Annotated in this window: 39 protein-coding genes; 36 read left to right on the top strand and 3 right to left on the bottom strand. The window is 68.8% G+C overall.

The genetic code is table 11. The features are described 5' to 3' along the window. The first annotated feature begins 401 nt into the window (after nt 1-401). From rpsJ to I847_RS23660, 32 genes are all read left to right on the top strand, one after another. Complete coding sequence (gene rpsJ / locus I847_RS0113375) at nt 402-710, top strand: 30S ribosomal protein S10 (protein ID WP_013117879.1); 309 nt, start codon at nt 402-404, stop codon at nt 708-710. Between the two features lie 22 nt (nt 711-732). Beyond that, the gene (gene rplC, locus I847_RS0113370) at nt 733-1,392 is read left to right on the top strand and encodes a 50S ribosomal protein L3 (RefSeq protein ID WP_034610223.1); all 660 of its coding nucleotides are present in this window, start codon (nt 733-735) and stop codon (nt 1,390-1,392) included. Nucleotides 1,393-1,394: 2 nt separating this feature from the next. Continuing rightward, entirely contained in the window at nt 1,395-2,063 is a 669-nt protein-coding gene (rplD, locus tag I847_RS0113365) for a 50S ribosomal protein L4 (protein WP_028050102.1), read from the top strand. Continuing rightward, a complete protein-coding gene (gene rplW, locus I847_RS0113360; protein WP_028045066.1) occupies nt 2,060-2,362 on the top strand; it encodes a 50S ribosomal protein L23 in 303 nt (100 codons plus the stop codon). Before rplD ends, rplW begins: the two co-directional genes overlap by 4 nt. A gap of 16 nt (nt 2,363-2,378) precedes the next feature. Then, the gene (gene rplB, locus I847_RS0113355) at nt 2,379-3,218 is read left to right on the top strand and encodes a 50S ribosomal protein L2 (RefSeq protein ID WP_028050101.1); all 840 of its coding nucleotides are present in this window, start codon (nt 2,379-2,381) and stop codon (nt 3,216-3,218) included. A 12-nt stretch (nt 3,219-3,230) separates the two neighbouring features. Further along, a complete protein-coding gene (gene rpsS, locus I847_RS0113350) occupies nt 3,231-3,512 on the top strand; it encodes a 30S ribosomal protein S19 (RefSeq protein ID WP_028050100.1) in 282 nt (93 codons plus the stop codon). 56 nt (nt 3,513-3,568) lie between these two features. Beyond that, the gene (gene rplV / locus I847_RS0113345) at nt 3,569-3,940 is read left to right on the top strand and encodes a 50S ribosomal protein L22 (RefSeq protein WP_028050099.1); all 372 of its coding nucleotides are present in this window, start codon (nt 3,569-3,571) and stop codon (nt 3,938-3,940) included. Further along, nucleotides 3,940-4,773, top strand: a complete 834-nt coding sequence (rpsC, locus tag I847_RS0113340; protein WP_028050098.1) for a 30S ribosomal protein S3 — start codon at nt 3,940-3,942, stop codon at nt 4,771-4,773. The genes rplV and rpsC overlap by 1 nt, the downstream gene beginning before the upstream one ends. 5 nt (nt 4,774-4,778) lie before the next feature. Then, nucleotides 4,779-5,195, top strand: a complete 417-nt coding sequence (rplP, locus tag I847_RS0113335; protein ID WP_028045061.1) for a 50S ribosomal protein L16 — start codon at nt 4,779-4,781, stop codon at nt 5,193-5,195. Then, nucleotides 5,195-5,434, top strand: a complete 240-nt coding sequence (rpmC, locus tag I847_RS0113330; protein WP_028045060.1) for a 50S ribosomal protein L29 — start codon at nt 5,195-5,197, stop codon at nt 5,432-5,434. Before rplP ends, rpmC begins: the two co-directional genes overlap by 1 nt. A gap of 5 nt (nt 5,435-5,439) precedes the next feature. Next, a complete protein-coding gene (gene rpsQ, locus I847_RS0113325; RefSeq protein ID WP_028050097.1) occupies nt 5,440-5,745 on the top strand; it encodes a 30S ribosomal protein S17 in 306 nt (101 codons plus the stop codon). 140 nt (nt 5,746-5,885) lie between these two features. Continuing rightward, complete coding sequence (gene rplN / locus I847_RS0113320) at nt 5,886-6,254, top strand: 50S ribosomal protein L14 (RefSeq protein WP_028045058.1); 369 nt, start codon at nt 5,886-5,888, stop codon at nt 6,252-6,254. 2 nt (nt 6,255-6,256) lie between these two features. Next, entirely contained in the window at nt 6,257-6,598 is a 342-nt protein-coding gene (gene rplX / locus I847_RS0113315; protein ID WP_028045057.1) for a 50S ribosomal protein L24, read from the top strand. Beyond that, on the top strand, nt 6,598-7,167 hold the full coding sequence (gene rplE / locus I847_RS0113310) for a 50S ribosomal protein L5 (RefSeq protein ID WP_028050096.1): 570 nt from the start codon (nt 6,598-6,600) through the stop codon (nt 7,165-7,167). Before rplX ends, rplE begins: the two co-directional genes overlap by 1 nt. A 2-nt stretch (nt 7,168-7,169) precedes the next feature. Further along, nucleotides 7,170-7,355: a type Z 30S ribosomal protein S14 gene (locus I847_RS0113305; RefSeq protein ID WP_028045055.1), complete on the top strand. Its 186-nt coding sequence runs from the start codon at nt 7,170-7,172 to the stop codon at nt 7,353-7,355. Between the two features lie 76 nt (nt 7,356-7,431). After that, the gene (gene rpsH / locus I847_RS0113300; RefSeq protein WP_028050095.1) at nt 7,432-7,830 is read left to right on the top strand and encodes a 30S ribosomal protein S8; all 399 of its coding nucleotides are present in this window, start codon (nt 7,432-7,434) and stop codon (nt 7,828-7,830) included. A 24-nt stretch (nt 7,831-7,854) separates the two neighbouring features. Beyond that, nucleotides 7,855-8,394, top strand: coding sequence for a 50S ribosomal protein L6 (gene rplF / locus I847_RS0113295; RefSeq protein ID WP_028050094.1), 540 nt, complete (start codon nt 7,855-7,857; stop codon nt 8,392-8,394). Between the two features lie 2 nt (nt 8,395-8,396). Next, nucleotides 8,397-8,768 carry a 50S ribosomal protein L18 gene (gene rplR, locus I847_RS0113290; RefSeq protein WP_028050093.1) on the top strand — a complete coding sequence of 124 codons (372 nt, stop codon included), beginning with the start codon at nt 8,397-8,399 and terminating at the stop codon, nt 8,766-8,768. Nucleotides 8,769-8,805: 37 nt separating this feature from the next. Beyond that, nucleotides 8,806-9,477 (top strand): 30S ribosomal protein S5, encoded by a 672-nt coding sequence (rpsE, locus tag I847_RS0113285; RefSeq protein ID WP_028050092.1) that lies wholly within the window; start codon nt 8,806-8,808, stop codon nt 9,475-9,477. Next, entirely contained in the window at nt 9,477-9,659 is a 183-nt protein-coding gene (gene rpmD, locus I847_RS0113280) for a 50S ribosomal protein L30 (RefSeq protein ID WP_028045050.1), read from the top strand. Before rpsE ends, rpmD begins: the two co-directional genes overlap by 1 nt. Before the next feature lie 2 nt (nt 9,660-9,661). Next, the gene (rplO, locus tag I847_RS26240) at nt 9,662-10,393 is read left to right on the top strand and encodes a 50S ribosomal protein L15 (RefSeq protein ID WP_081680916.1); all 732 of its coding nucleotides are present in this window, start codon (nt 9,662-9,664) and stop codon (nt 10,391-10,393) included. Between the two features lie 162 nt (nt 10,394-10,555). Next, complete coding sequence (gene secY, locus I847_RS0113270; RefSeq protein WP_028050090.1) at nt 10,556-11,854, top strand: preprotein translocase subunit SecY; 1,299 nt, start codon at nt 10,556-10,558, stop codon at nt 11,852-11,854. Beyond that, entirely contained in the window at nt 11,851-12,429 is a 579-nt protein-coding gene (locus I847_RS0113265) for an adenylate kinase (RefSeq protein ID WP_028050089.1), read from the top strand. The genes secY and I847_RS0113265 overlap by 4 nt, the downstream gene beginning before the upstream one ends. 15 nt (nt 12,430-12,444) lie before the next feature. Beyond that, complete coding sequence (gene map / locus I847_RS0113260; protein WP_028050088.1) at nt 12,445-13,287, top strand: type I methionyl aminopeptidase; 843 nt, start codon at nt 12,445-12,447, stop codon at nt 13,285-13,287. 331 nt (nt 13,288-13,618) lie between these two features. Next, nucleotides 13,619-14,389 (top strand): hypothetical protein, encoded by a 771-nt coding sequence (locus tag I847_RS25745; RefSeq protein WP_196804560.1) that lies wholly within the window; start codon nt 13,619-13,621, stop codon nt 14,387-14,389. A 438-nt stretch (nt 14,390-14,827) separates the two neighbouring features. Further along, nucleotides 14,828-15,049: a translation initiation factor IF-1 gene (gene infA, locus I847_RS0113250; protein WP_013770189.1), complete on the top strand. Its 222-nt coding sequence runs from the start codon at nt 14,828-14,830 to the stop codon at nt 15,047-15,049. Between the two features lie 65 nt (nt 15,050-15,114). Beyond that, nucleotides 15,115-15,228 carry a 50S ribosomal protein L36 gene (rpmJ, locus tag I847_RS0113245; protein ID WP_013117849.1) on the top strand — a complete coding sequence of 38 codons (114 nt, stop codon included), beginning with the start codon at nt 15,115-15,117 and terminating at the stop codon, nt 15,226-15,228. 157 nt (nt 15,229-15,385) lie between these two features. Continuing rightward, complete coding sequence (rpsM, locus tag I847_RS0113240) at nt 15,386-15,766, top strand: 30S ribosomal protein S13 (protein WP_028050086.1); 381 nt, start codon at nt 15,386-15,388, stop codon at nt 15,764-15,766. A 60-nt stretch (nt 15,767-15,826) separates the two neighbouring features. Next, nucleotides 15,827-16,228, top strand: coding sequence for a 30S ribosomal protein S11 (gene rpsK, locus I847_RS0113235; RefSeq protein WP_028050085.1), 402 nt, complete (start codon nt 15,827-15,829; stop codon nt 16,226-16,228). Nucleotides 16,229-16,362: 134 nt separating this feature from the next. Next, entirely contained in the window at nt 16,363-17,373 is a 1,011-nt protein-coding gene (locus tag I847_RS0113230) for a DNA-directed RNA polymerase subunit alpha (protein WP_028050084.1), read from the top strand. A gap of 73 nt (nt 17,374-17,446) precedes the next feature. After that, nucleotides 17,447-17,989 carry a 50S ribosomal protein L17 gene (gene rplQ, locus I847_RS0113225; protein ID WP_028050083.1) on the top strand — a complete coding sequence of 181 codons (543 nt, stop codon included), beginning with the start codon at nt 17,447-17,449 and terminating at the stop codon, nt 17,987-17,989. An 89-nt stretch (nt 17,990-18,078) separates the two neighbouring features. Next, nucleotides 18,079-18,852 carry an alpha/beta fold hydrolase gene (locus tag I847_RS23660; protein WP_051274887.1) on the top strand — a complete coding sequence of 258 codons (774 nt, stop codon included), beginning with the start codon at nt 18,079-18,081 and terminating at the stop codon, nt 18,850-18,852. Here the strand turns inward: I847_RS23660 and I847_RS25740 are convergent. Both I847_RS25740 and I847_RS0113210 read right to left on the bottom strand, forming a co-directional pair. After that, a complete protein-coding gene (locus I847_RS25740; protein ID WP_051274886.1) occupies nt 18,792-19,688 on the bottom strand; it encodes a hypothetical protein in 897 nt (298 codons plus the stop codon). The genes I847_RS23660 and I847_RS25740 overlap by 61 nt on opposite strands. 16 nt (nt 19,689-19,704) lie before the next feature. Further along, nucleotides 19,705-20,472: an ROK family protein gene (locus I847_RS0113210; protein ID WP_028050082.1), complete on the bottom strand. Its 768-nt coding sequence runs from the start codon at nt 20,470-20,472 to the stop codon at nt 19,705-19,707. A gap of 205 nt (nt 20,473-20,677) precedes the next feature. On the opposite strand from I847_RS0113210, the gene truA reads away from it, so the two are divergent. Further along, nucleotides 20,678-21,562 carry a tRNA pseudouridine(38-40) synthase TruA gene (truA, locus tag I847_RS0113205; RefSeq protein WP_034610272.1) on the top strand — a complete coding sequence of 295 codons (885 nt, stop codon included), beginning with the start codon at nt 20,678-20,680 and terminating at the stop codon, nt 21,560-21,562. 5 nt (nt 21,563-21,567) lie between these two features. Here truA and I847_RS0113200 read toward each other — a convergent pair whose 3' ends face one another. Further along, the gene (locus I847_RS0113200) at nt 21,568-22,017 is read right to left on the bottom strand and encodes a DUF5709 domain-containing protein (protein ID WP_028050080.1); all 450 of its coding nucleotides are present in this window, start codon (nt 22,015-22,017) and stop codon (nt 21,568-21,570) included. 81 nt (nt 22,018-22,098) lie between these two features. Here I847_RS0113200 and I847_RS0113195 point away from each other — a divergent pair, with 81 nt between their 5' ends. From I847_RS0113195 to I847_RS27430, 3 genes are all read left to right on the top strand, one after another. Then, nucleotides 22,099-23,781, top strand: a complete 1,683-nt coding sequence (locus tag I847_RS0113195; RefSeq protein WP_028050079.1) for an ABC-F family ATP-binding cassette domain-containing protein — start codon at nt 22,099-22,101, stop codon at nt 23,779-23,781. Nucleotides 23,782-24,076: 295 nt separating this feature from the next. Next, nucleotides 24,077-24,652 carry a DUF6318 family protein gene (locus I847_RS0113190; protein ID WP_028050078.1) on the top strand — a complete coding sequence of 192 codons (576 nt, stop codon included), beginning with the start codon at nt 24,077-24,079 and terminating at the stop codon, nt 24,650-24,652. Beyond that, on the top strand, nt 24,652-24,962 hold a 311-nt coding region (locus tag I847_RS27430), incomplete at its 3' end, for a hypothetical protein (RefSeq protein ID WP_231384218.1). The genes I847_RS0113190 and I847_RS27430, both read left to right, overlap by 1 nt.

Here is a 24,962-nt window from a genome sequence, read left to right as displayed (position 1 = left end):
GCCCTCCGTGGGCGACTCGACGGTCCGTCGGCGCGTTGCGGACCGACCGGATCGGCGGTCCGGGTCGGGTCCGGTGCAGCGCAGGTGCCCCGTGGGGTTGCCGAGATCACGTGGGAGAACTGGCCAGGTGTGACGCAGGCGATTGGAGTTCCTGCGTCCGGTCTGGCACACTGTTCAGGTTGCCTAGTCGAGGGCGGCGCGTTTGCGCGCGCGGCACACGACGGGGCTCACACACGTGGACGGCGTCTGGACCCCGGGTTCACCCGGAGGTTGGCGCCCGACAACAACCACCGATCTCGTGCCGACAACGGTACGCAGCGCAACGGTGTGTCGCGCCAAGCGACACGCCCGAGTGCGGGGGTCGGACGGAGCCGGTTTCAACAGAGAGAAGTAGACGCGCCATGGCGGGACAGAAGATCCGCATCAGGCTCAAGTCCTACGACCACGAAGTCATCGACAGCTCGGCGCGCAAGATCGTCGACACGGTGACTCGCGCTGGTGCGTCGGTCGTGGGTCCGGTGCCGCTGCCGACGGAGAAGAACGTCTTCTGCGTCATCCGTTCGCCCCACAAGTACAAGGACAGCCGCGAGCACTTCGAGATGCGCACGCACAAGCGTCTCATCGACATCATCGATCCCACGCCGAAGGCCGTCGACTCGCTCATGCGTCTCGACCTGCCCGCGGACGTGAACATCGAGATCAAGCTCTGACGCTGGGAAGGAACTGATTTCTATGGTTACCCAGCAGAACGAGCGCGCAGTCACGGCCCTCATCGGCACGAAGCTCGGCATGACCCAGGTGTGGGACGACAACGGTCGTCTCGTCCCGGTCACCGTCGTCGCTGTCGGGACGAACGTCGTGACCCAGGTGCGCTCCGCTGACGCTGACGGCTATGCCGCGGTCCAGCTGGCCCACGGCCAGATCGACCCGCGCAAGGTCACCAAGCCGCTGAAGGGCCACTTCGAGAAGGCCGGCGTCACGCCGCGCCGGCACGTGGCCGAGATCCGTACGCCGAACGCCTCCGAGTTCACGCTCGGCCAGGAGCTCACCGCAGACCTCTTTGAGGCCGGCGCGCTCGTGGACGTCATCGGCACCACCAAGGGCAAGGGCACCGCCGGTGTCATGAAGCGTCACGGCTTCCACGGCGTCGGCGCCTCGCACGGTGCGCACCGCAACCACCGCAAGCCCGGCTCGATCGGTGGCGCTTCGACGCCGTCGCGCGTGTTCAAGGGCATCAAGATGGCCGGTCGCATGGGCGTGGACCGCCAGACCACCCAGAACCTGACCGTGCACGCGGTCGACGTCGAGCGGGGCTTCCTGCTTGTCAAGGGTGCCGTTCCCGGCCCCAAGGGCGGCGTCGTGGTCGTGCGTTCCGCCGTGAAGGGGGCGTGACCATGTCTGACACGCTGACCGTCGACGTCGTCGACTTCGAGGGCAACAAGGCCGGCTCGACCGACCTGCCCGCCGAGGTCTTCGACGTGCAGACCAACATCCCGCTGATCCACCAGGTCGTCGTCGCGCAGCGCGCAGCGGCTCGCCAGGGCACCCACGACACGAAGAGCCGTGGCGAGGTCCGTGGTGGTGGGCGCAAGCCGTACAAGCAGAAGGGCACCGGCCGCGCCCGTCAGGGGTCGACGCGTGCTCCGCAGTTCGCCGGTGGTGGCGTCGTCCACGGCCCCACCCCGCGTGACTACACGCAGCGCACCCCCAAGAAGATGAAGGCCGCGGCGCTCCGTGGTGCTCTCTCGGATCGCGCTCGTGCCGGCCGCGTGCACGTTGTCACGGGCTTCGCCCCGGGCACCGCGCCGTCGACCAAGTCCGCGCTCGCGGTGCTCGACAACCTGTCCGGACGCAAGAACGTCCTGGTCGTCGTCGAGCGTCAGGACGAGATCACGTGGAAGTCGCTGCGGAACGTCGAGCGGGTGCACCTGCTGGTCGCTGACCAGCTCAACACCTACGACGTCCTGATCTCGGACGACGTCGTGTTCACGCAGGGCGCGCTCGACGCGTTCCTCGCGGGGCCTGTCAAGGGCGCTGCCGACGCGAAGGGCGACTCCAAGTGACCGACATCGGCAAGAACCCGCGCGACATCCTGCTCGCGCCGGTCGTCTCCGAGAAGAGCTATGGCCTGCTCGACGAGGGGAAGTACACCTTCCTCGTCGACCCGCGGGCGAACAAGACCGAGATCAAGATTGCCGTCGAGCAGGTCTTCGGCGTCAAGGTCGACTCGGTCAACACCGCGAACCGGCAGGGCAAGTCCCGTCGGACCCGTTTCGGCACCGGCCGCCGCAAGGACACGAAGCGTGCGATCGTCACCCTCCGCGAGGGAACGATCGACATCTTCGGTGGTCCGGTCGGCTGATAAGGACTGAGAACTCATGGGAATCCGTAAGTACAAGCCGACAACGCCGGGCCGTCGTGGCTCGAGCGTGGCCGACTTCGTCGAGATCACACGATCCACGCCGGAGAAGTCGCTCGTCCGTCCCCTCCACAAGACGGGCGGCCGCAACTCCACGGGTCGCATCACCACGCGCCACCAGGGTGGCGGTCACAAGCGTGCATACCGCGTCATCGACTTCCGTCGCCATGACAAGGACGGCGTGCCGGCCAAGGTCGCTCACATCGAGTACGACCCCAACCGCACCGCCCGCATCGCGCTCCTGCACTACGCGGACGGCGAGAAGCGCTACATCATCGCGCCGAACAAGCTGCAGCAGGGCGACCGCATCGAGAACGGCCCCGGCGCCGACATCAAGCCCGGCAACAACCTGCCGCTGCGCAACATCCCGACCGGTACGGTCATCCACGCGATCGAGCTTCGGCCCGGTGGCGGCGCGAAGATCGCCCGTTCGGCTGGTGCCTCCGTGCAGCTCGTCGCCAAGGACGGCCCCTACGCCCAGCTGCGTATGCCGTCCGGTGAGATCCGGAACGTCGACCTGCGCTGCCGCGCGACGGTCGGCGAGGTGGGCAACGCCGAGCAGTCGAACATCAACTGGGGCAAGGCCGGCCGCATGCGCTGGAAGGGCAAGCGCCCGACCGTCCGTGGTGTCGCCATGAACCCGATCGACCACCCGCACGGTGGTGGCGAGGGCAAGACGTCCGGTGGACGTCACCCCGTCAGCCCGTGGGGCCAGGCCGAGGGTCGCACCCGTCGTCCGAACAAGCCGAGCGACAAGCTCATCGTGCGCCGTCGGCGTACCGGCAAGAACAAGCGCTGATAGGAGCCTGAGATGCCACGTAGCCTGAAGAAGGGTCCGTTCGTCGACGGTCACCTGCAGAAGAAGGTCGACGTCCAGAACACCGCCGGCACGAAGAACGTCATCAAGACGTGGTCGCGCCGTTCGGTCATCACGCCGGACTTCCTCGGCCACACGTTTGCTGTGCACGACGGACGCAAGCACACCCCGGTGTTCGTGACGGAGGCGATGGTCGGGCACAAGCTCGGCGAGTTCTCCCCGACGCGCACGTTCCGCGGCCACGAGAAGGACGACCGGAAGGGTCGTCGCCGCTGACCCCCGGGTCAGCCAGGCGACGCCCTCACCGGCAGAGACAAGAAGGCAGGACAGCAATGGAAGCCAAGGCGAAGGCGCGGTTCGTCCGCGTCACGCCCCAGAAGGCCCGGCGCGTCGTGGACCTCATCCGTGGCAAGCAGGCCGGCGAGGCCGTGGCGGTGCTGAAGTTCGCACCGCAGGCCGCTGGGGAGACCGTCCTCAAGGTTGTCGAGAGCGCGATCGCGAACGCTCGTGAGGCTGCCAAGCGCAGCAACGAGCGTCTCGACGAGAACGACCTCTACATCTCCGAGGTGTTCGTCGACGAAGGTCCGACGCTCAAGCGGTTCCGTCCGCGTGCGCAGGGCCGAGCCAGTCAGATCCTCAAGCGGACGAGCCACATCACCGTGGTCGTCGCTGAGCGTGAGACATCGAAGGGAAGGGCCCGATAGTGGGACAGAAAGTCAACCCGCTCGGGTACCGCCTGGGCATCACGACCGACCACCGCTCGCGTTGGTTCGCCGACTCGACGAAGCCGGGTCAGCGCTACCGCGACTACGTGGGCGAGGACGTCAAGATCCGCAAGCTCATGAGCACGGGTCTGGAGCGCGCCGGTATCGCCAAGGTCGAGATCGAGCGCACGCGTGACCGCGTTCGTGTCGACATCCACACCGCCCGCCCGGGCATCGTCATCGGGCGTCGTGGTGCGGAGGCCGACCGCATCCGTGGCGAGCTCGAGAAGCTCACGGGCAAGCAGGTCCAGCTGAACATCCTCGAGGTCAAGAACGCCGAGATCGAGGCACAGCTGGTCGCCCAGGGCATCGCCGAGCAGCTGGCGAGCCGTGTCTCGTTCCGCCGCGCCATGCGCAAGGGCATCCAGTCGGCTCAGCGCGCCGGTGCCAAGGGCATCCGCGTGCAGGTCTCCGGCCGCCTCGGTGGCGCGGAGATGAGCCGCACGGAGTTCTACCGCGAGGGTCGTGTGCCGCTGCACACGCTGCGCGCGAACATCGACTACGGGTTCTTCGAGGCTCGCACCACCTTCGGCCGCATCGGCGTCAAGGTGTGGGTCTACAAGGGCGACATGACCGAGAAGGAGTTTGCTCGCGAGCAGGCGACCCAGGCCCCGCGCCCGGCTCGTGGCCCGCGGACGGACCGTCCCGGTGGTGGCGACCGCGGCCCCCGTGCCGGTGGCGCTCCTCGTCGTGACCGCGACGCCGCGCCCGAGGCCGAGGCTGCCGCCCCGGCCGAGGTGCCGGCTGCAACTGACAACGGATCGGAGGCCTGACCGCAATGCTCATCCCGCGCAGGCTGAAGCACCGCAAGCAGCACCACCCGGGGCGTTCCGGCGCCGCGACCGGTGGTACCGCGATCTCCTTCGGTGAGTTCGGCATCCAGGCTCTCGAGCCGGCCTACGTCACCAACCGGCAGATCGAGGCTGCACGTATCGCCATGACCCGCCACATCAAGCGTGGAGGGAAGGTCTGGATCAACATCTACCCGGACCGCCCCCTCACGAAGAAGCCCGCCGAGACCCGCATGGGTTCCGGCAAGGGCTCGCCCGAGTGGTGGATCGCCAACGTCAAGCCGGGCCGAGTTCTCTTCGAGCTCGCCGGCGTCCCGGAGCCCCTGGCGCGCGAGGCCATGCGTCGCGCCCAGCACAAGCTCCCGATGAAGACACGTTTCGTGGTTCGCGAGGGTGGTAACTGATGACTATCGGCACCAAGGAGCTGGCTCCCAGCGAGCTGGACACCTTCGACGACGACAAGCTGGTCGCCGAGCTGAAGAAGTCCAAGGAGGAGCTGTTCAACCTCCGCTTCCAGTCGGCAACCGGTCAGCTCGAGAGCCACGGGCGTCTGAAGGCCGTTCGTCGCGACATCGCGCGGATCTACACGATCCTGCGTGAGCGCGAGCTCGGCATCCGTACCGCCCCGAGCGCGAGCGAGTGAGACTGATGGCAGACGAGAAGAACGCAGAGAACACCGACGCTGTCACGGCGCTTGCAGTCAAGCGTGGCGACCGCAAGACGCGCCGCGGCTACGTGGTCAGCGACAAGATGGACAAGACCGTGGTGGTCGAGGTCGAGGACCGGGTCAAGCACCCGCTCTACGGCAAGGTCATCCGGCGCACGAGCAAGGTCAAGGCTCACGACGAGAACGGCACTGCCGGCGTCGGGGACCTCGTCCTCATCATGGAGACGCGGCCGCTGAGCGCTACCAAGCGCTTCCGCCTGGTCGAGGTCCTCGAGAAGGCTAAGTAACACAGCAGTTCCCCCAGTTGCCCACGGGCGCCGGGTGACGCAGCAGCGACACCCGGCGCAACGTGTGCATCACGGCAACTACCCGTTCGGCCAGGCTCGTTCCCCGTGGAGCGAGAACCCGCCAGACGACAGGAGAAGTAATGATTCAGCAGGAGTCGCGGCTTCGTGTCGCTGACAACACTGGTGCCAAGGAGATCCTGTGCATCCGTGTTCTCGGTGGTTCGGGCCGTCGTTACGCAGGCATCGGTGACGTCATCGTCGCCACCGTCAAGGACGCCATCCCCGGCGGCAACGTCAAGAAGGGCGACGTCGTCAAGGCTGTCATCGTGCGCACCCGCAAGGAGCGCCGCCGTCCGGACGGTTCGTACATCAAGTTCGACGAGAACGCCGCAGTGATCCTCAAGGCCGACGGCGAGCCCCGCGGCACGCGCATCTTCGGCCCGGTCGGGCGCGAGCTGCGCGACAAGAAGTTCATGAAGATCATCTCGCTGGCACCGGAGGTGCTCTGACCATGGCGAAGATCAAGAAGGGCGACCTCGTCGTCGTCATCTCCGGCCGCGACAAGGGACGCCAGGGCCGTGTGCTCGAGGTCCTCGTCGAGTCGCAGCGCCTCGTCGTGGAGGGTGTCCAGCGCGTCACCAAGCACGTCAAGGCCGGCCAGACGCAGCGCGGCACGCGCACGGGTGGCATCGAGACGATCGAGGCCCCCATCCACATCAGCAACGTGATGCTCGTGGACCCGGAGACCAAGAAGGGCACCCGGGTCGGCTACCGCACCGAGCAGGTCGAGCGCGACGGCCGTACCCGCACCGTTCGGGTCCGCGTCGCCAAGCGCTCCGGTAAGGACATCTGATGACCGAGACTCAGACAGCCGTCGAGCTGCCCCGTCTGAAGACCAAGTACAACGACGAGATCCGCAACGCGCTCTTCGAGCAGTTCGGTCACGAGAACATCAACCAGGTCGCGCGCCTGGTGAAGGTCGTCGTGAACATGGGTGTCGGCGAGGCCGCCAAGGACTCCAAGCTGATCGAGGGCGCGATCCGCGACCTCACGCAGATCACGGGCCAGAAGCCGCAGGTCACCAAGGCTCGCAAGTCCATCGCACAGTTCAAGCTGCGTGAGGGCATGCCGATCGGCGCGCACGTCACGCTGCGCGGCGACCGTGCCTGGGAGTTCCTGGACCGTCTGCTCTCGACCGCGCTCCCGCGCATCCGTGACTTCCGCGGCCTGTCGCCCAAGCAGTTCGACGGCCACGGCAACTACACCTTCGGCCTCGTGGAGCAGTCCGTGTTCCACGAGATCGACCAGGACAAGATCGACCGGGTCCGCGGGATGGACATCACGGTCGTCACGACCGCTGACACCGACGACGAGGGTCGCGCTTTCCTCAAGCTCCTCGGCTTCCCGTTCAAGGAGATCTGACCATGGCGAAGACTGCCCTCAAGAACAAGGCTGCTGCCAAGCCGAAGTTCGCGGTGCGTGGCTACACGCGCTGCCAGCGTTGCGGCCGGCCCCACTCGGTGTACCGCAAGTTCGGCCTGTGCCGGATCTGCGTGCGCGAGATGGCCCACCGCGGCGAGCTCCCCGGCGTCACCAAGAGCAGCTGGTAATTCCACGCAACACGAACGTCGGTAGGTCCAGCCCAGCAACGGGCGGGATACCCCGGCGAGGAAGGGCGGAAGCCCCATGACCATGACCGACCCCATCGCAGACCTGCTCACGCGGCTGCGTAACGCGAACTCGGCTCACCACGACACCGTGCTGATCCCGTTCTCGAAGCTGAAGTCGCACATCGCGGAGATCCTGCAGGCCGAGGGTTACATCTCGGGCTGGAAGGTCGAGGATGCCGTCGTCGGCAAGAACCTCATCATCGAGCTGAAGTACGGCCCGAACCGCGAGCGTGCGCTCGCCGGTGTCAAGCGCGTGTCCAAGCCGGGCCTGCGCGTGTACGCCAAGTCGACCAACCTGCCCAAGGTGCTCGGCGGCCTGGGCGTGGCGATCCTGTCCACGTCCTCCGGTCTCCTCACCGACAAGCAGGCCGCCAAGAAGGGCGTGGGTGGGGAAGTCCTCGCCTACGTCTGGTAAGTCCGAGACGGAAAGGAGCTAGCCATGTCCCGAATCGGCAGAGTCCCCGTCCCGGTCCCCACCGGCGTGGACGTCAACATCTCTGGTGCGGTCGTGACGGTCAAGGGCCCCAAGGGCACCCTGACGCACACGATCCCCGCACCCATCGAGGTTGCGCGCGACGAGGCAGGTGCCCTCGTGGTCACCCGCCCCGACGACGAGCGCGCCTCGCGTTCGCTGCACGGCCTCACGCGCACGCTGCTGTCGAACCTCGTCATCGGCGTGACCGACGGCTACGTCAAGAAGCTCGAGATCGTCGGCACCGGTTACCGCGTGACGGCCAAGGGTGACGACCTCGAGTTCGCGCTCGGGTTCAGCCACCCCGTCACGGTCAACCCGCCGGAGGGCATCACCTTCGTCGTCGAGGCTCCGACCCGCTTCTCGGTGCAGGGCATCGACAAGCAGCAGGTCGGCGAGGTCGCCGCGAACATCCGCAAGATCCGCAAGCCTGAGCCTTACAAGGGCAAGGGCGTGCGGTACGCGGGCGAGAACGTGCGTCGCAAGGTCGGAAAGGCCGGTAAGTAACCATGGCACTCAAGATCATCGGCAAGGGCAAGCGCATTGCCCGCCAGCGTCGTCACCTGCGCCTTCGCAAGAAGGTCTCGGGCTCGGCTGTCCGTCCCCGTCTCGTCGTGACCCGGTCCGCCCGGCACATCACGGCGCAGGTCGTGGACGACGGCATCGGCCAGACGCTCGTGTCCGCCTCGACCCTCGAGGCCGACCTGCGTGGCTCGAACGACGACAAGACTGCCAAGGCCCGCAAGGTCGGCGAGCTCATCGCCGAGCGTGCGAAGGCTGCCGGCCTTGACGCTGTGGTCTTCGACCGCGGCGGCAACAAGTACCACGGCCGCGTCGCAGCGGTTGCGGACGGCGCTCGCGAGGGCGGTCTGAAGCTGTGACGACGACGAACTCCGGAACTAAGAAGAGGACAATCTGATGGCTGCTCCTCAGCGCAGCAACACCGGCGCGCCTGCGGGCGGCGCCGGGGCCGGCGGCGGCGGTGACCGTCGTGACGGCGGTCGTGGCCGTGACGGTGGCGGCCGTGGTGGCCGCGACACCGCAGAGAAGAGCGCGTTCCTCGAGCGCGTCGTGACGATCAACCGCGTCGCCAAGGTCGTCAAGGGCGGCCGTCGCTTCAGCTTCACCGCGCTCGTCGTGGTCGGCGATGGCGACGGCACGGTCGGCGTCGGCTACGGGAAGGCCAAGGAGGTGCCCGCGGCGATCGCCAAGGGTGTCGAGGAGGCCAAGAAGAACTTCTTCAAGGTCCCCCGCATCCAGGGCACCATCCCGCACCCCATCCAGGGTGAGGCCGCTGCCGGTGTCGTCTTCCTGCGTCCGGCGTCCCCGGGTACCGGTGTGATCGCCGGTGGTCCGGTGCGCGCCGTGCTCGAGTGCGCCGGCATCCACGACGTCCTGAGCAAGTCGCTCGGTTCGTCGAACGCCATCAACATCGTGCACGCGACGGTCGCGGCCCTCAAGGGTCTCGAGCGTCCGGAGGCTGTGGCCGCGCGCCGTGGGCTCCCGGTCGAGCACGTCGTCCCGGCTGCCCTCCTGCGTGCCCAGGCTGCTGGCCTGGCTGCCGCAGCGGGTACGAAGGCAGGTGCCTGATGGCTCGACTCAAGGTGACCCAGACACGGTCGGGCATCGGCGGCAAGCAGAACCAGCGCGACACCCTGCGCACCCTCGGCCTCAAGCGGATCGGCGACGTCGTCGTCAAGGAGGACCGTCCTGAGATCCGCGGCATGGTCAAGACGGTGACGCACCTTGTCGCGGTCGAAGAGGTGGAGTGACCATGGCAGACGAGAACACGCCTGAGGAGGTGACGGCCCCTAAGAAGGCCGCCGCCAAGAAGGCCCCCGCGAAGAAGGCCGCCGACACGGAGTCCGCTCCGAAGGCGACCAAGGCCAAGGCCGCCAAGGCCGAGGCAGCAACCGAGGCTGCGCCGAAGGCGGACGCCAAGGCTGAGCCCAAGGCGAAGGCCCCGGCGAAGGCCAAGGCCGAGCCGAAGGCTGCTGCGCCGAAGAAGACCGTCTCCGCGGCTGCCGCCAAGGCTGCCGAGGAGGCTGCGAAGCCCGGCAACGGTGGCACGCTCAAGATGCACCACCTTCGTCCGGCTCCGGGCGCCAAGACCGCCAAGACCCGTGTGGGTCGTGGCGAGGCGTCCAAGGGAAAGACGGCCGGTCGTGGCACCAAGGGCACGAAGGCCCGCTACCAGGTGCCGACGCGCTTCGAGGGTGGGCAGATGCCCTTGCACATGCGCCTTCCGAAGCTGCGTGGCTTCAAGAACCCGTTCCGCGTCGAGTACCAGGTGGTCAACCTGGACAAGCTCTCGGCGCTGTACCCGAACGGTGGCGACGTGACGGTCGCCGATCTGGTGGCAAAGGGCGCGGTCCGCAAGGGCCAGCCCGTCAAGGTGCTCGGCACCGGTGAGCTCACGGTCAAGGTCTCTGTCGCGGTCGACGCCTACTCGGCGTCCGCGAAGGACGCGATCGTGGCCGCCGGTGGAAGCGTCGCGCAGGACTGATCGAAGTTCGGGACCGGTGGGGTCGTAGTTCCCCACCGGTCCCGTTCCGTTTGTTCGTCAGCATCAGTTAGGGTGCCCCGGTGCCTGCGACGCTTCGCAGGCGGCACGGCCGGAATGGACCGGTCGTACGAGATCCCGCCTCGGCGGCTCAGGAGGACACAGGTGCTCAGCGCATTCGTGCGGGCGTTCCGAACGCCCGACCTGCGGCGCAAGCTGCTCTTCACCATCGGCATCATGGTGATCTTCCGGGTGGGCTCGTTCCTGCCGACCCCCGGGGTTTCCTACCCGAACGTCCAGACGTGCATCGACGAGAGCAAGGGCAACAACGACCTTCTGGGTCTCGTGAACCTGTTCAGTGGCGGCGCGCTGCTCAAGCTCTCCGTCTTCTCGCTCGGGATCATGCCGTACATCACGGCGAGCATCATCGTGCAGCTGCTCCGGGTGGTCATTCCCCGTTTCGAGGAGCTGCACAAGGAGGGCCAGTCGGGCACCGCGAAGCTGACGCAGTACACGCGGTACCTGACCATCGGCCTGGCGATCCTGCAGTCGACGACGATCATCACGGTCGCGCGCAGCGGTCAGCTCTTCGGCACCTGCTCCGTGTCGGTCATCCCCAATGACTCCTGGTACGTCCTGCTGATCATGGTGATCACCATGACCGCCGGTACGGGCCTGATCATGTGGCTCGGCGAGCTCATCACCGAGCGTGGCGTCGGGAACGGCATGTCGCTCCTGATCTTCACGTCGATCGCGGCGAGCTTCCCGACGGCCCTGTGGTCGATCGCCGGCGGCGACAACGGTCCCGTCAAGTTCATCATCGTGCTGGCAGTGATCGTGCTGGTCGTCGGCATGGTCGTGTTCGTCGAGCAGTCGCAGCGTCGCATCCCGGTGCAGTACGCCAAGCGCATGGTCGGACGGCGCATGTACGGCGGCTCGAGCACCTACATCCCGATCAAGATCAACATGGCCGGCGTGATCCCGATCATCTTCGCGTCGTCGCTGCTGGCGGTCCCTGGGCTGCTCGCACAGTTCGGCGACCCGTCGGCTGCCTGGGTGCAGTGGATCTCGCGTCACCTCGCGCAGCAGAGCGCTCCGCTGCACCTGGCGCTCTACGTCTTCCTGATCATCTTCTTCTGCTACTTCTACACGGCGATCACGTTCAACCCGGACGAGGTCGCGGACAACATGAAGAAGTACGGCGGCTTCATCCCGGGTATCCGTGCGGGCCGACCGACGGCCGAGTACCTCGACTTCGTGATCTCGCGCATCACCGCGCCGGGCTCGATCTATCTCGCTGTCGTGGCGCTCATCCCGACCATCGTGTTCATCGCGCTCGGCGTGGGGACGAACATCCCGTTCGGCGGCTCGTCGATCCTCATCGTCGTCGGCGTCGGGCTCGAGACCGTCAAGCAGATCGAGTCGCAGCTTCAGCAGCGTCACTACGAGGGATTCCTGCGATGAGCAGACGTCTCGTCCTGCTCGGCGCCCCCGGCGCAGGCAAGGGCACCCAGGCGGTCCGCGTGGCCGAGGCGCTGGGGATCCCGGCGATCTCGACCGGCGACCTCTTCCGCGCCAACATCAAGGGCGGCACACCCCTGGGCCTCAAGGTCCAGGAGTACACGTCGCGCGGTGCTCTCGTGCCGGACTCGGTCACCAACGACATGGTGCGCGACCGCCTCGCGCAGCCGGACGCGGCGGACGGGTTCCTGCTGGACGGGTACCCGCGCAACGTCGCCCAGGTGAGCGAGCTCGACGCGATCCTCGCCGATGCCGGCGTGGCGCTGGACCTGGCCGTCGAGCTCGAGGCCGACCCGGAGGTCGTCGTGCCGCGCCTGCTCAAGCGCGCCGAGATCGAGGGCCGCGAGGATGACACCGAGGACGTCATCCGTCACCGCCTGGACGTGTACGCCCAGGAGACCGCACCTATTGCCGCCGTGTACGCCGGGCGCGGGCTGCTCACGCAGGTCGACGCGATCGGCGAGGTCGACGACGTGACCACGCGGCTCCTCGCCTCGATCGACACAGCGATCGGCTGACCGGGCGGTCACGCCATGTTCGGCCGGGAGCGTATCGAGTACAAGTCGCCCGAGCAGGTGCTGCTCATGCGTCGCGCCGGTCTCGTCGTTGCCGAGGCGCTCCGTGTCGTGCGAGAGGCTGCGGTACCGGGCGTGACGACGGCCGCGCTCGACTCGATGGCTGCCACGGTGATCGGCGACCACGGAGCGACGGCGTCCTTCCTCGGCTACCACGGCTATCCCGCGACGCTGTGCATCTCGGTCAACGACGAGGTCGTGCACGGCATCCCTGGCTCGCGTGTCCTCACTGACGGTGACCTGGTCAGCGTCGACTGCGGAGCGATCGTGGACGGCTGGCACGGCGACTCGGCCATCACGGTGGTGCTCGAGGGCGGCGACGAGCTCGACACGCAGCTGGCGGCGACGACCGAGCGCGCGCTCTGGGCCGGTATCGCGGCTCTGGCCTCGGGCGACCGGCTCGGCGTCGTGGGGGAGGCCGTCGAGGACCTCGTCGACGAGGCCCAGTCGGCCGGCCTCAACGGGGGAGCGCGCTACGGCATCGTGCAGGAGTACGTCGGGCACGGGATCGGCACGGCGATGCACCAGCCACCGGACGTCCTCAACTACCGAACGCGCGACCGGGGCCCGAAGCTGCGACCGGGCCTGTGCGTCGCCGTCGAGCCGATGCTGGTCCGCGGGTCGCGGTTCACTCGTGAGCTGGACGACGAGTGGACCGTGGTGACCGAGGACGGCTCGCGCGCCGCCCACTGGGAGCACTCGGTCGCGATCCTGGCGGACGGGATCTGGGTGCTGACGGCTGTCGACGGGGGTGCGGGGAGGCTCTCCGAGCTCGGCGTGACCGTTGCGCCGCTCGCCTGACCCTGGTCGTCGGCCGGCGACAGCGCGTGCGAATGTTCGGCGACCACCGCCGATGGAGTGAGGCGACCCGGCGGATCTGCTGAATCGGACATTCGGCGACGAATCACGCCCCACCGACCGGAATGTCGGATATGGTCCTGCCCGGCGGCGGACGATCCGCCATGGGCGCTCCGGGGCCCGCGCGGGTGACTGCGCGGTGGAGGGTGGGCGCTCACCTCAGGCAGGCTCGTGGTACCTGCGCGCCTGCACTCGATGCGATGGGTGACTCATGCAGCGCAGTGTTCGTCGTTCCCCGATCCCCTTCCTCCGCCGCGGTGGCTCCGTGGTTGCCGTGGCCTCGCTCCTTCTCGCGATCGGCGTGGGAGCTGCACAGGCGCACGACCAGCCCCAGCAGCAGTCGACGGCCGCTTATGTCTACCTCAAGAAGGATGCCGCCAAGCCGGCGTCCTGGGAGAACTCGACCCAGCAGTACCTGGTGGCGGTGTGGCCGACCGCCTCCTACCGCAACCTGACGCTCGACGCGGTGGCCTCTGCCCTTCCCGAGGGCGTGACGCTCTGCGGCGATGGCTGGGCGGTCCAGGAGGACCAGGCCGACGGCGCCACCACCGTGTTCACGAGCAAGGCGGCCCCGTCCTTCCCGACGGACTACGTGGGTTGGGGCCCGATCTTCGCGGCCGAGCACTGGGACCTCAGCTCGATGGTGAAGGTGCCGGCGTGCGCCACCGACGTCCCGACGCCGACGCCGACGCCGTCGACGCCGACCCCCTCCACACCCGCCTCGACTCCCTCGACGCACACCCCGCCTCCGTCGACGGTCCCCGTGCCCACACCGACGGACGAGGTGCTGCCCGCGCCGTCCCCGTCCGTGCCGCCGGGTGCCGAGGTCAACGCGGCGCCTACGCCGTCGCCCTCCGGGACGGTCGAGGCGCACGCGGCCCCGTCGCCGAGCTCCACCGACACGAGCGAGGTCCTGGCGGACGACGGCGAGCCCGGTGACGTGCTCGCGGCGACCGGTGCATCGCCACTGCCGGGCCTCCTCGCAGCGGTGGTCCTCGTTCTTGCGGGTGCCACCCTGGTCGTGCTGCGTCGCCGTCGCGCCTGAGGGCGACAGGTCGACGCACCGCGACTGACGGTTCGGCGTGAGCGCGAGGGCCACCTCTCCACCGAGAGGCGGCCCTCGTCGTCGACCGGGACCCGGGCCGCTCTCGTGGGTGCGGCGGCCGGTCGGGTGGTGGCCACGGCCGCCCATCCGATCCTCGATGGGCGACAGGTCCTGACGGAACGTCGACCGGTTTCGTCGCAGGCCGTCCATGCCGTAAGATAGTCCGTTGGGTGTGTGCGCCCGGTTCATCGGAACGCCTCGAGTGGTCACTGATCCGTCAGAGATCCACCCAGGGGCTCCTCGAAGGCTCGGCTCTCCGTCACGGACAGCCAGGTACGGGCACCCGCACTCTCCTCGCGAGCGACGACGGCCAGCTTCCCGCTGGGCGACGTGGCGGACGTGGGTCGAACAGTCTCGGACAAACAGTTAGCGGAGGATATGGCGAAGAAGGACGGTGTCATCGAGATCGAGGGCAGCGTCGTGGAGGCTCTGCCAAACGCGATGTTTCGCGTGGAGCTCACCAACGGCCACAAGGTGCTCGCCCACATCTCGGGCAAGATGCGTCAGCACTACATCAGGATCCTCCCAGAGGACCGTGTGGTGGTGGAGCTGAGCCCGTACGACCTGTCCCGTGGCCGGATCGTCTACCGCTACAAGTAACAGCCACTCGATCACGCCGTCAGCCTCCCCATGGGAGCGGACACGGCGGCGGAGGAAATCACGCGATGAAGGTCAAGCCCAGCGTCAAGAAGATCTGCGACAAGTGCAAGGTGATTCGCCGGCACGGTCGCGTCCAGGTGATCTGCGAGAACCTGCGCCACAAGCAGCGCCAGGGCTGACGCCCTGAAGCTCAGCAGGATCTAGCACCACCAGCACGTCAGCGCACCACCACTCCGGACGTCAGGTCCGGTGAACCCTCGGTCGGAGGCCGGGGCCCGCAGTACGCGGGGAGGTGGTGCGGAAGACCTCCGAAGCAGTTCAGGAGCCACCAGGCACATGGCACGACTTGTCGGAGTCGACCTCCCCCGCGAGAAGCGGCTCGAGATCGCACTCACCTACATCTACGGCGTCGGGCGCACGCGCGCGCAGGCGACCCTCGTCGCCACCGGGATCAGCCCGGACATCCGCGTGAAGGACCTCGGTGACACCGAGCTCGTCGCGCTCCGTGACTTCCTCGAGGGCAACTACAAGCTCGAGGGCGACCTCCGCCGTGAGGTCGCTGCCGACATCCGCCGCAAGGTCGAGATCGGCTGCTACGAGGGCCTGCGTCACCGCCGTGGCCTTCCTGTGCGCGGTCAGCGCACGAAGACCAACGCGCGTACCCGCAAGGGCCCGAAGCGCACCGTCGCCGGCAAGAAGAAGGCCGGGCGCAAGTAGCCCTCCGCCCCGGGCGCCTCGCGCCAGGGCAAGCCGCCAAGACCTCGAGAGAAGAAGAGAATGCCTCCCAAGACCCGTTCCGCCGTGCGCAAGCCGCGCCGCAAGGAGAAGAAGAACGTCTCCCACGGCCAGGCGCACATCAAGAGCACGTTCAACAACACGATCATCTCCATCACCGACCCGTCGGGCGCCGTCATCGCGTCCGCCTCGTCGGGCCAGGTGGGCTTCAAGGGCTCGCGCAAGTCGACGCCGTTCGCGGCGCAGCTTGCCGCCGAGGCTGCTGCGCGCCGCGCTCAGGAGCACGGGATGAAGAAGGTCGACGTCTTCGTCAAGGGCCCCGGCTCCGGCCGTGAGACCGCGATCCGCTCGCTCCAGGCGACCGGCCTCGAGGTCGGCTCGATCCAGGACGTCACGCCCCAGGCGCACAACGGCTGCCGTCCGCCCAAGCGCCGCCGCGTCTGACCCAGTTGTAGCCGGGTCGGTGTCTTCGGGCACCGGCCCGGCATCAGTCCGTCCGACCAGGTGGACCGAGACCAGGTCGGCTCGTAGTACTGCGCAGCGTCATATGGCGGACGCCCGCTGAGAGGAAACACACCGTGCTGATTGCACAGCGCCCCACCCTGACCGAAGAGGTCATCTCGGAGAACCGGTCGCGGTTCTCCATCGAGCCCCTGGAGCCGGGTTTCGGCTACACGCTCGGCAACTCGCTCCGCCGGACGCTGCTGTCCTCCATCCCGGGTGCCGCCGTCACGTCGATCCGTATCGACGGCGTGCTCCACGAGTTCTCGACGGTCCCCGGTGTCAAGGAAGACGTCACCGAGATCATCCTCAACATCAAGCAGCTGGTCGTCTCCTCGGAGAACGACGAGCCCGTCGTGATGTACCTGCGCAAGCAGGGTGCCGGTGAGGTCACCGCCGCGGACATCGTGCCGCCGGCCGGTGTCGAGGTCCACAACCCCGACCTGCACCTCGCGACGCTGAACGACAAGGGCAAGCTCGAGATCGAGCTGACTGTCGAGCGTGGCCGTGGCTACGTGTCGGCGAACCAGAACAAGTCGTTCGACGCCGAGATCGGCCGCATCCCGGTCGACTCGATCTACTCGCCCGTCCTCAAGGTGACCTACAAGGTCGAGGCGACGCGTGTCGAGCAGCGCACGGACTTCGACAAGCTGATCGTCGACGTCGAGACGAAGTCGGCCATCGGCCCCCGCGACGCGCTGGCCTCGGCCGGTAAGACGCTGGTGGAGCTGTTCGGTCTGGCCCGCGAGCTCAACGTCGAGGCCGAGGGCATCGAGATCGGCCCGTCGCCGACGGACGCCGCGCTCGCCGCCGACCTCGCCCTGCCGATCGAGGACCTGCAGCTCACGATCCGCTCCTACAACTGCCTCAAGCGTGAGGGCATCCACTCCGTGGGTGAGCTCGTTGCACGCTCCGAGGCCGACCTGCTGGACATCCGCAACTTCGGCGCGAAGTCCATCACCGAGGTCAAGGAGAAGCTCGCCGAGCTCGGCCTGACGCTCAAGGACAGCCCGCTCGACTTCGACCCGTCCGCCACCGCCTACTACGGCGACGACGAGGGCGACTTCGTCGAGGACGAGCAGTACTGACGCCGGGGAAACCACGGACCTGCCCGACTGGGTCCGTTGGTAGCCCATCACTGGAACTCAAGGAGTAATAACCATGCCTACGCCCACCAAGGGTCCCCGGCTCGGTGGCGGACCGGCGCACGAGCGGCTGATCCTCGCGAACCTCGCGACGCAGCTGTTCGAGCACAAGCGCATCACGACGACCGAGACGAAGGCCAAGCGCCTGCGTCCGCTCGCCGAGCGCCTCATCACGTTCGCCAAGCGTGGTGACCTGCACGCCCGCCGCCGCGTGATGACCGTCGTCAAGGACAAGTCCGTCGTGCACGTGCTGTTCACCGAGATCGCGCCGGCTGTCGCCGAGCGTCAGGGTGGCTACACGCGCATCACCAAGATCGGCCCCCGCAAGGGCGACAACGCCCCGATGGCCGTCATCGAGCTCGTGCTCGAGCCCCTCTCCCCGAAGCAGGCCGTCGTGAAGGAGGCCACCAAGGCCGCCGCGAAGGCTGCGCCGAAGGCGAAGAAGGCCGACGACGCCGACAAGGCCGAGGACGCTGTCGTGGACGCTCCGGTCGAGGATGCACCCGTCGAGGACGCTGCGGTCGAGGAGACCGACGCGCCCGAGGCCGACAAGGCCTGACGCAGCTCACGAGAGGGCCCGGAACCGCACAGGTTCCGGGCCCTCTCGCTGTCTGGCGGGTGTCTGCGTGCGTGCCTAGAGTCGCGATCATGAGCGTGCCCGTCGTGCTGGTGCACGGGCTGCGGACGTCGCGGACGATGTGGCGGGCGCAGCTCGAGTCGCTGGAGCGCGCCGGTCGGACGGCGGTCGCGGTGGATCTGCCGGGGCACGGTTCCCGGATCGGCGAACCGTTCACGCTGGACGCAGCCGTGGACACCGTGGCCGTTGCGGTCGACGAGGTCGGTGGCGGCGCGTTCGTCGGCGGACTGTCCCTCGGTGGCTACGTCGCCATCCGGCACGCTGCGAGACACCCCGAGCAGGTGAGGGGGCTGCTCGCTGCGTCGTGCTCGACGCGTCCGCACCGCATCCTGCTCTCGGGGTGGGCGTTCGGGGCGCGGTACATCGTCCGGCTGCCCGACGGGGGTGCGCGGCTGAACCAGTTCTTCGTCGATCTCGCGCTGCCGCCCACGGGAGCCGCAGATGCCGGCGCGGGCGGGTTCGCGCTGGAGGTCACCGACGACGTGCTGCGCGAGATGGCGGCGGCGACGCCGTTGGAGGACCTGGGCCGCGTCGAGGCACCGGTGTGGCTGGTGAACGGCCGCCTCGACCACTTCCGCGGTGAGGAACGCCGCTTCCTGGCTGCCTGCCGTGACGGGCGGCTCGTCGTCGTCCCGGGTGCCACGCACCTGGTGAACCTGGTCCAGCCTGCAAGGTTCACGCGCGTGCTGCTGGAGGCACTGGCCGAGGTCGAGGACCGCAACGGTCAGGAGGTGAGCCCGAGGCCGTTCATCGCGTCGGCGAACGCACCGGTGACCGAGATCTGAACGCTCCCGTCCTCCCCGATCTGCGAGACCTGCTGGAGGATCCCGGCCGGGTCGCGGTAGTAGACGAACGGGCTGACGGGTCCGGGCGCGTCCAAGCCCGCGAGGGCGACCCGCACCATGGACTGCATGGCGGTGACGACTGAGGCGTCCTCGACCACGTGCAGCACCAGGAGGTGCCGGTGCGGCACGGCGACCAGCACACCGTGTGCCGGCCGCTCGAGCTGCAGCAGCCGGGAGAGCAGCTCGTCGAGGAGGAGCAGCCTGCTCGCACCGAACAGGTCGTCGGACCAGAGCATGTGGACGACGCCTCCGCCCGGCGCGACGGACTGCTTGTGCGTCGGGACCGGGAGCCGTCGCAGGTTGGAGAGGGCGAGCGGCTCGACGGCTGCCCAGCCCCCGAAGGCCTCGAGGGAGCCGAGTGTCGAGACGCTCTCGGGATAGTCGATGCAGGCCCGCACGACGAGCCCGGGCGCCAGGTCAGGTCCGTCGCCAGGGACCTCCGAGCTCATGACGCGAGCGACGACGAGGTGGGCGACGTCGTCGATCGTCGTCGGCTCGGTGCGGTGCTGGGCCGTCACGATGATCCGGGCGTGCTCGCGCACGGCGTCGGTGCGCTGGCGCTTGGGTGTCGCGCCGAGCATCGCCGCAAGGTTGCCGAGCCCGTAGACGGCACCGGTGGCGTCGACCAGGTAGTCGTCGACGGCGCGTGGGTCGGGCGCACCGGCGCGGGCGAACTCCGCGACCGCGGTCGCGCGCAGCCACTCGGCGTCGTCGACCGACAGCATCGGCAGCGATGGGTCGGGGACGGGGGTCGGTCGCCGCGAGAAGAGGGCCATCCGGGGAGTGTAGGAGTCAGCGGCCGAGGGACCAGGCTCTGACGCCGCCGACGATGCCCGCCTGGTTCGGTACGACCACGACGTCGTCGCCGAGCCTCGCCAGCACCTGCGGCGTGACCTGCCGGGCGTTGCCACCGCCGAGGTAGAGGCGGTCCCACAAGAACACCGGACGCAGCCCCTCGACAACGCGACGCACGCGACGGGACCAGAGGCCGTCGCCGAGATGGGCGCGTTCGTTCTGCCCGATGTAGACGTCGTACGTGACGCCCCAACGGACTGGCGCGTGCGAGAGCTCGAGGTGCGGCGCGAGCTGACCGCCGTCGAAGAGCGCCGAACCCAGACCGGTCCCCAGGGTCAGGACGAGCTCGATGCCGGTGCCCGAGACGACGCCGGCACCGTGCACCTCGGCGTCGTTGAGGACCAGCGTCGGCAGCCCGAGCCTCGCCTCGACGCCGGCGCGGATGTCGCAGCCGGTCCAGGCAGCGAGCAGGTCGGGGTCCACGGCGCTGCGAGGTCCGCTGCGTGTGACGTAGTGCGGGGTCGCGACGACGACACCGTGCCGGATCATTCCCGGCATGCCGACCGTGACGCGGTCGGCCGCGGGGAGCTCGGAGGCGATGTCGGCGATCGTCGACACCAGCCGGTCGGGGGGCAGCGGATAAGGCGTCGCGACGCGGACCGCCGGGGCGTGCAGGGTGCCCGCGGAGTCGAGCACGGACGCCTTGATCCCGCCGCCGCCGCAGTCGACGGCGAGCGTGAACAGGTCTCCTTCGGTCGCGGACACGTGGCCACGCTATCGAGGGGACGCGGAGGACGCCGACCGCCTCGGCTCGCGAGCGCCGAGACCGACCTGGACGGCGTCGCGCGCATCCACATCGCTGTTCACGGTGTCCCGAGGGTGGCGCGGCGCGTCGAGGTGGGGCGCGCGACGACTAGCGTGTGGACCCGTGAACGTGAGCCCGGGCGACGACGACCGCACAGCTCCCGTCATGCGACTGCGGCTGGACCTGGCCTACGACGGCTCCGCGTTCGCGGGCTGGGCGGTGCAGCCGGGGCTGCGGACGGTCCAGGGCCTGCTCGAGGATGCGCTCGGCATGGTGCTGCGCACCGACGGACCACCGCGGGTGACCGTCGCCGGCCGGACGGACTCGGGTGTGCACGCGCGTGGACAGGTGGCACATGTCGACATCCCGGTCGATCTCCTGGAACGTTCGCGCGGGCGCGCGGAGCGGCCGATCGCCGAGGCGCTGCTCACCCGGCTGGACGGTGTCCTGCCGACAGATCTGGTCGTCCACGCCGTGACCCGTGCGCCGGAGGGATTCGACGCGCGGTTCTCAGCACTCCGGCGGCGCTACACCTACCGGATCTGCGACGACGCTGCTCGGCGGGACCCGCTGGCCCGCGCTCACGTGCTCTGGCACCGGCGGCCGCTGGACGTCGAGGCGATGGATCGCGCGGGCACACCGCTCCAAGGCCGCCACGACTTCGCGTCGTACTGCAAGCCGCGTCCCGGGGCCACCACGATCCGCACGCTGGAGGTCTTCCGCTGGTCGAGGCCGCTCGACGGGCCGGACGCGGGACTCGTCGTCGCGACCGTGCAGGCCGACGCCTTCTGCCACTCCATGGTGCGGACCCTGGTCGGCGCGAGCGTGGCCGTGGGCGAGGGGCGCCGCGGCCCGAGCTGGCCCGCCGAGCTGCTCGCCGCGAAGAGCCGGCTGGCTGGTGCGCACGTGGTGCCTGCGCACGGGTTGACCCTGGAAGAGGTGGGTTATCCGGCCGACGAGGAGCTCGGGGCGCGAGCCGCGCAGACGCGCGCTCGCAGGGAGGCGCACGACGTCGACCCCCGACCGGCGAACGCGGGCTGCTGCGGGTAGGACCCTCAGATCTCGTCGTCGTCGTCGTGGTAGCGGGACTCGTCGACGAACTCCTCGGCGATCAGGTGGACTGCGGCCTCCTCGGCGCTCGCTGCGCCGCCCGAGATGCCGGCGTCGATCGCGAACCCGTCCGTACCGCCGGCCGAGACGGCGCCGTCGTCCTCGACGAGCCGCCCCGCGCGGTACTGCTCCCGGTCGTCGAGCGGGATCTGGCGCGCCTCCCAGACCTCGGGCTCCTCCTGGCCGATGCGCTGGTCGATCGTCTCGCGGTGCGCCTCTTCCCACGGGGTCTCGCCGTAGTGGGTCGATCGCGGGCGTAGCGGCACCGAGTAGCCCTCGTCGAGGAGGTCGTCCACCCCCCGGTCCAGGAGGGTGTCCTCGCTGGAGAGCTGGTCGGTGTCGCCCTCGCTGTCGAGCTCGGGGTCGCTGCTGGTCCCGGAGGTGTCGTAGCTCATGCCACCGACCCTCGCACCCGCCGTGGCTGCGCGCCAGTATTGGAGTGCTGCTGACTCGTGCGCGCAGGGGACACTGGTCGTATGGGTCACCTCGACATCGGCGGTATCGGCTACGTGCTCTCCGACGGCCGTCCGCTCCTCGACGACGTCACCTTCCGGGTCGGTGACGGAGCGCGGGTGGCCCTCGTCGGACCCAACGGTGCGGGCAAGACCACGCTGCTGCGGATCGTCGCGGGCGACGAGCAGCCGCACGCAGGTTCGGTCGGGCGCAGCGGCGGGCTCGGGATCATGCGCCAGGACATCGGCCGGATCGATGACGACCGGTCCATCCGGGACCTGCTGTCCTCGCTGGCGGTGCCCGCGGTGCGCGACGCCGCCGTCGAGCTGAGCGCCGCTGAGATCGCGATCATGGAGACCGACGACGAGCCGTCGCAGATGCGGTACGCGCAGGCCCTGGTCGACTGGGCCGACGTGGGCGGCTACGAGGCGGAGGCCGGCTGGGACCGGGTCACCGACGCCGTGCTGAGCATCCCGTTCGACGAGGCCCAGCACCGCGAGGTGCGCTCGCTGTCCGGCGGTGAGCAGAAGCGGTTGGTCCTGGAGGCGCTCCTGCGGGGTCCCGACGAGGTCCTGCTGCTCGACGAACCCGACAACGCGCTCGACGTGCCGACCAAGCGCTGGCTCGAGGAGAAGCTGCGCGCCTCGAACAAGACCGTCCTGTTCGTGTCTCACGACCGCGAGATGCTGGCGAACGTCGCCACCCAGGTGGCCACCCTCGAGCCAGGCGTCATGGGCGCGACGGTCTGGGTGCATGGCGGCGGCTTCGGCACCTACCACCAGGCCCGGGAAGACCGGCGTTCTCGGATGGAAGAGCTGTTGCGACGATGGGAGGAGGAGCACGCCAAGCTCAAGGAGCTGGTGCTCACGCTCAAGACCAAGTCGGCGTTCAACGACGGTCTGGCCTCCCGCTACCAGGCCGCCCAGACGCGGCTGCGCAAGTTCGAGGACGCCGGTCCGCCCACCCTGCTGGCCCGCGAGCAGAACGTCCGCGTCCGGCTGCACGGCGGCCGGACGGCGAAGCGAGCGGTCGTCGCTTCCGGTCTCGAGCTGACCGGTCTGATGAAGCCGTTCGACCTCGAGGTCTGGTTCGGCGAGCGCGTCGCGGTCCTGGGCTCCAACGGGTCGGGCAAGTCGCACTTCCTGCGCCTGCTGGCCGCGGGCGGCAGCGACCCGAGCCCCGAGCACGAGCCCGCCGACGACACCCCCGTCGCGCCGGTGAAGCACACCGGCCGCGTCGTCCTCGGCCCGCGCGTGCGTCCCGGGTGGTTCGCGCAGAACCACGGGCACCCGGAGCTCGTCGGCCGCACGCTGCTCGAGATCCTGAATCGCGGCGACGGGCATCGTTCCGGCATCGGCCGGGAGCAGGCGTCCAAGGCGCTGGACCGGTACGAGCTCGTCGGCGCCGCCGAGCAGCGGTACGAGACGCTCTCCGGCGGTCAGCAGGCCCGCCTGCAGATCCTGCTGCTCGAGCTCGGGGGAGCGACGCTCCTGCTTCTCGACGAGCCCACCGACAACCTCGACCTGCACTCGGCGGAGGCGCTGGAGACGGGTCTGGCCGCGTTCGAGGGGACCGTCCTGGCGGTGACGCACGACCGCTGGTTCACGCGCACGTTCGACCGGTTCCTGGTGTTCGGCGCCGACGGCGACGTGATCGAGACGCCGGAGCCGGTCTGGGACGTGGGCCGCGTGGAGCGGGCGCGGTAGGTCTGGCGCTGCGTCGGTCTCTCCGCGGACTCGCTCGACTGGTTCCGCGCTCCGATCGCGTTGTGCGCGGTGGTTCGTATCGACCTAGCGCCTCCTGGGACGCGTGGTACCCGTGTGACTGGTCGGGCGCCATCTGAGGTCACTCCAGCGACTCCCGTACCAAGTGGCGCTGGGTTCGCGCGACTACGCCAGGCCCGACCGACCGCGCTGTGGAGAACCGCCCCCGCCGCCTGTCCGGTTTCGGTAGGTTCTGCGCATGCTCAGGGGGAGAAGGACCCGTCGCTCGCTCGCGTCCGTGGCGCTGCTGGGCGGTCTGCTGCTCACCGCGGGTTGCACGAGCGACGCGACGAAGGACCCGGACCCGACGACGACGACCGCGCCAGCTCGTACCCCGACACCCACGTCGACCCCGACCCCGACATCCCAAGCGGTCGACGTGACGATCAAGCCCGAGCGCCCATCGGCGATGGACGGCCCACCCACCGCCGACAACGCCGCGGCCGTGGCGGAGTACTTCCTCCATCTGTACCCGTACGTTTACGCGACCGCTGACCTCGCGGAATGGGATGCCCTAGCCGACCCGTCTTGCGTTTTCTGCGGCAGCGTGGACGACCACGTGGCAACTCAGGCGAGTGCGGCGCACAAGGGCTCGGGCGGAGCGGTGACTGTTGCGGACGTATCCGCGGCGGAGGTCAGCCCTTCGGCGTTCTACCTCGTCAACGTCGTCATGGATCAGGCGGCTGGGTTGGAACTCGACTCTGCAGGGACCGTGGTGGATCGCGCTCCTGCCGCCCAGTTCAAACTCGCCATCGCCCTTGAATGGAAAGCGGGCTGGTCCGTCCGCGAAGTCGATGTCACGCCGGTCTCCTGATGAGGCGATTCGTGCTGGCTGGCGCACTTGCCGTCTCGATTGTCGTATGCGGGGCCACAACGGTCGGTGCGCAACCGCCGAGCATCGGGCAAGAAACGACAGCCACTGCCGATCAGGATGCAGTCACGTTGGCTGCAGGCGCGGGCGAGCGCGATTTGCGGTCCTCTCAACGCAGCACAGTGGCGGTAGATCTGCGGCTCAGTGAGCTGCGGCGGGGGGTGGCGTGTCAGCCGCCGGCGCCGACGGGGTTGCAGGATCAGGCGTCGACGCTGACGGACACCGTGCTGAACGGTCCGTGCGTGACGGGTGC

The organism is Cellulomonas sp. URHD0024, from assembly GCF_000426185.1.
Taxonomy (GTDB): domain Bacteria; phylum Actinomycetota; class Actinomycetes; order Actinomycetales; family Cellulomonadaceae; genus Cellulomonas.
Note: the sequence above shows the minus strand (reverse complement) of the source record. Positions and strands in the feature narration are given on the sequence as shown.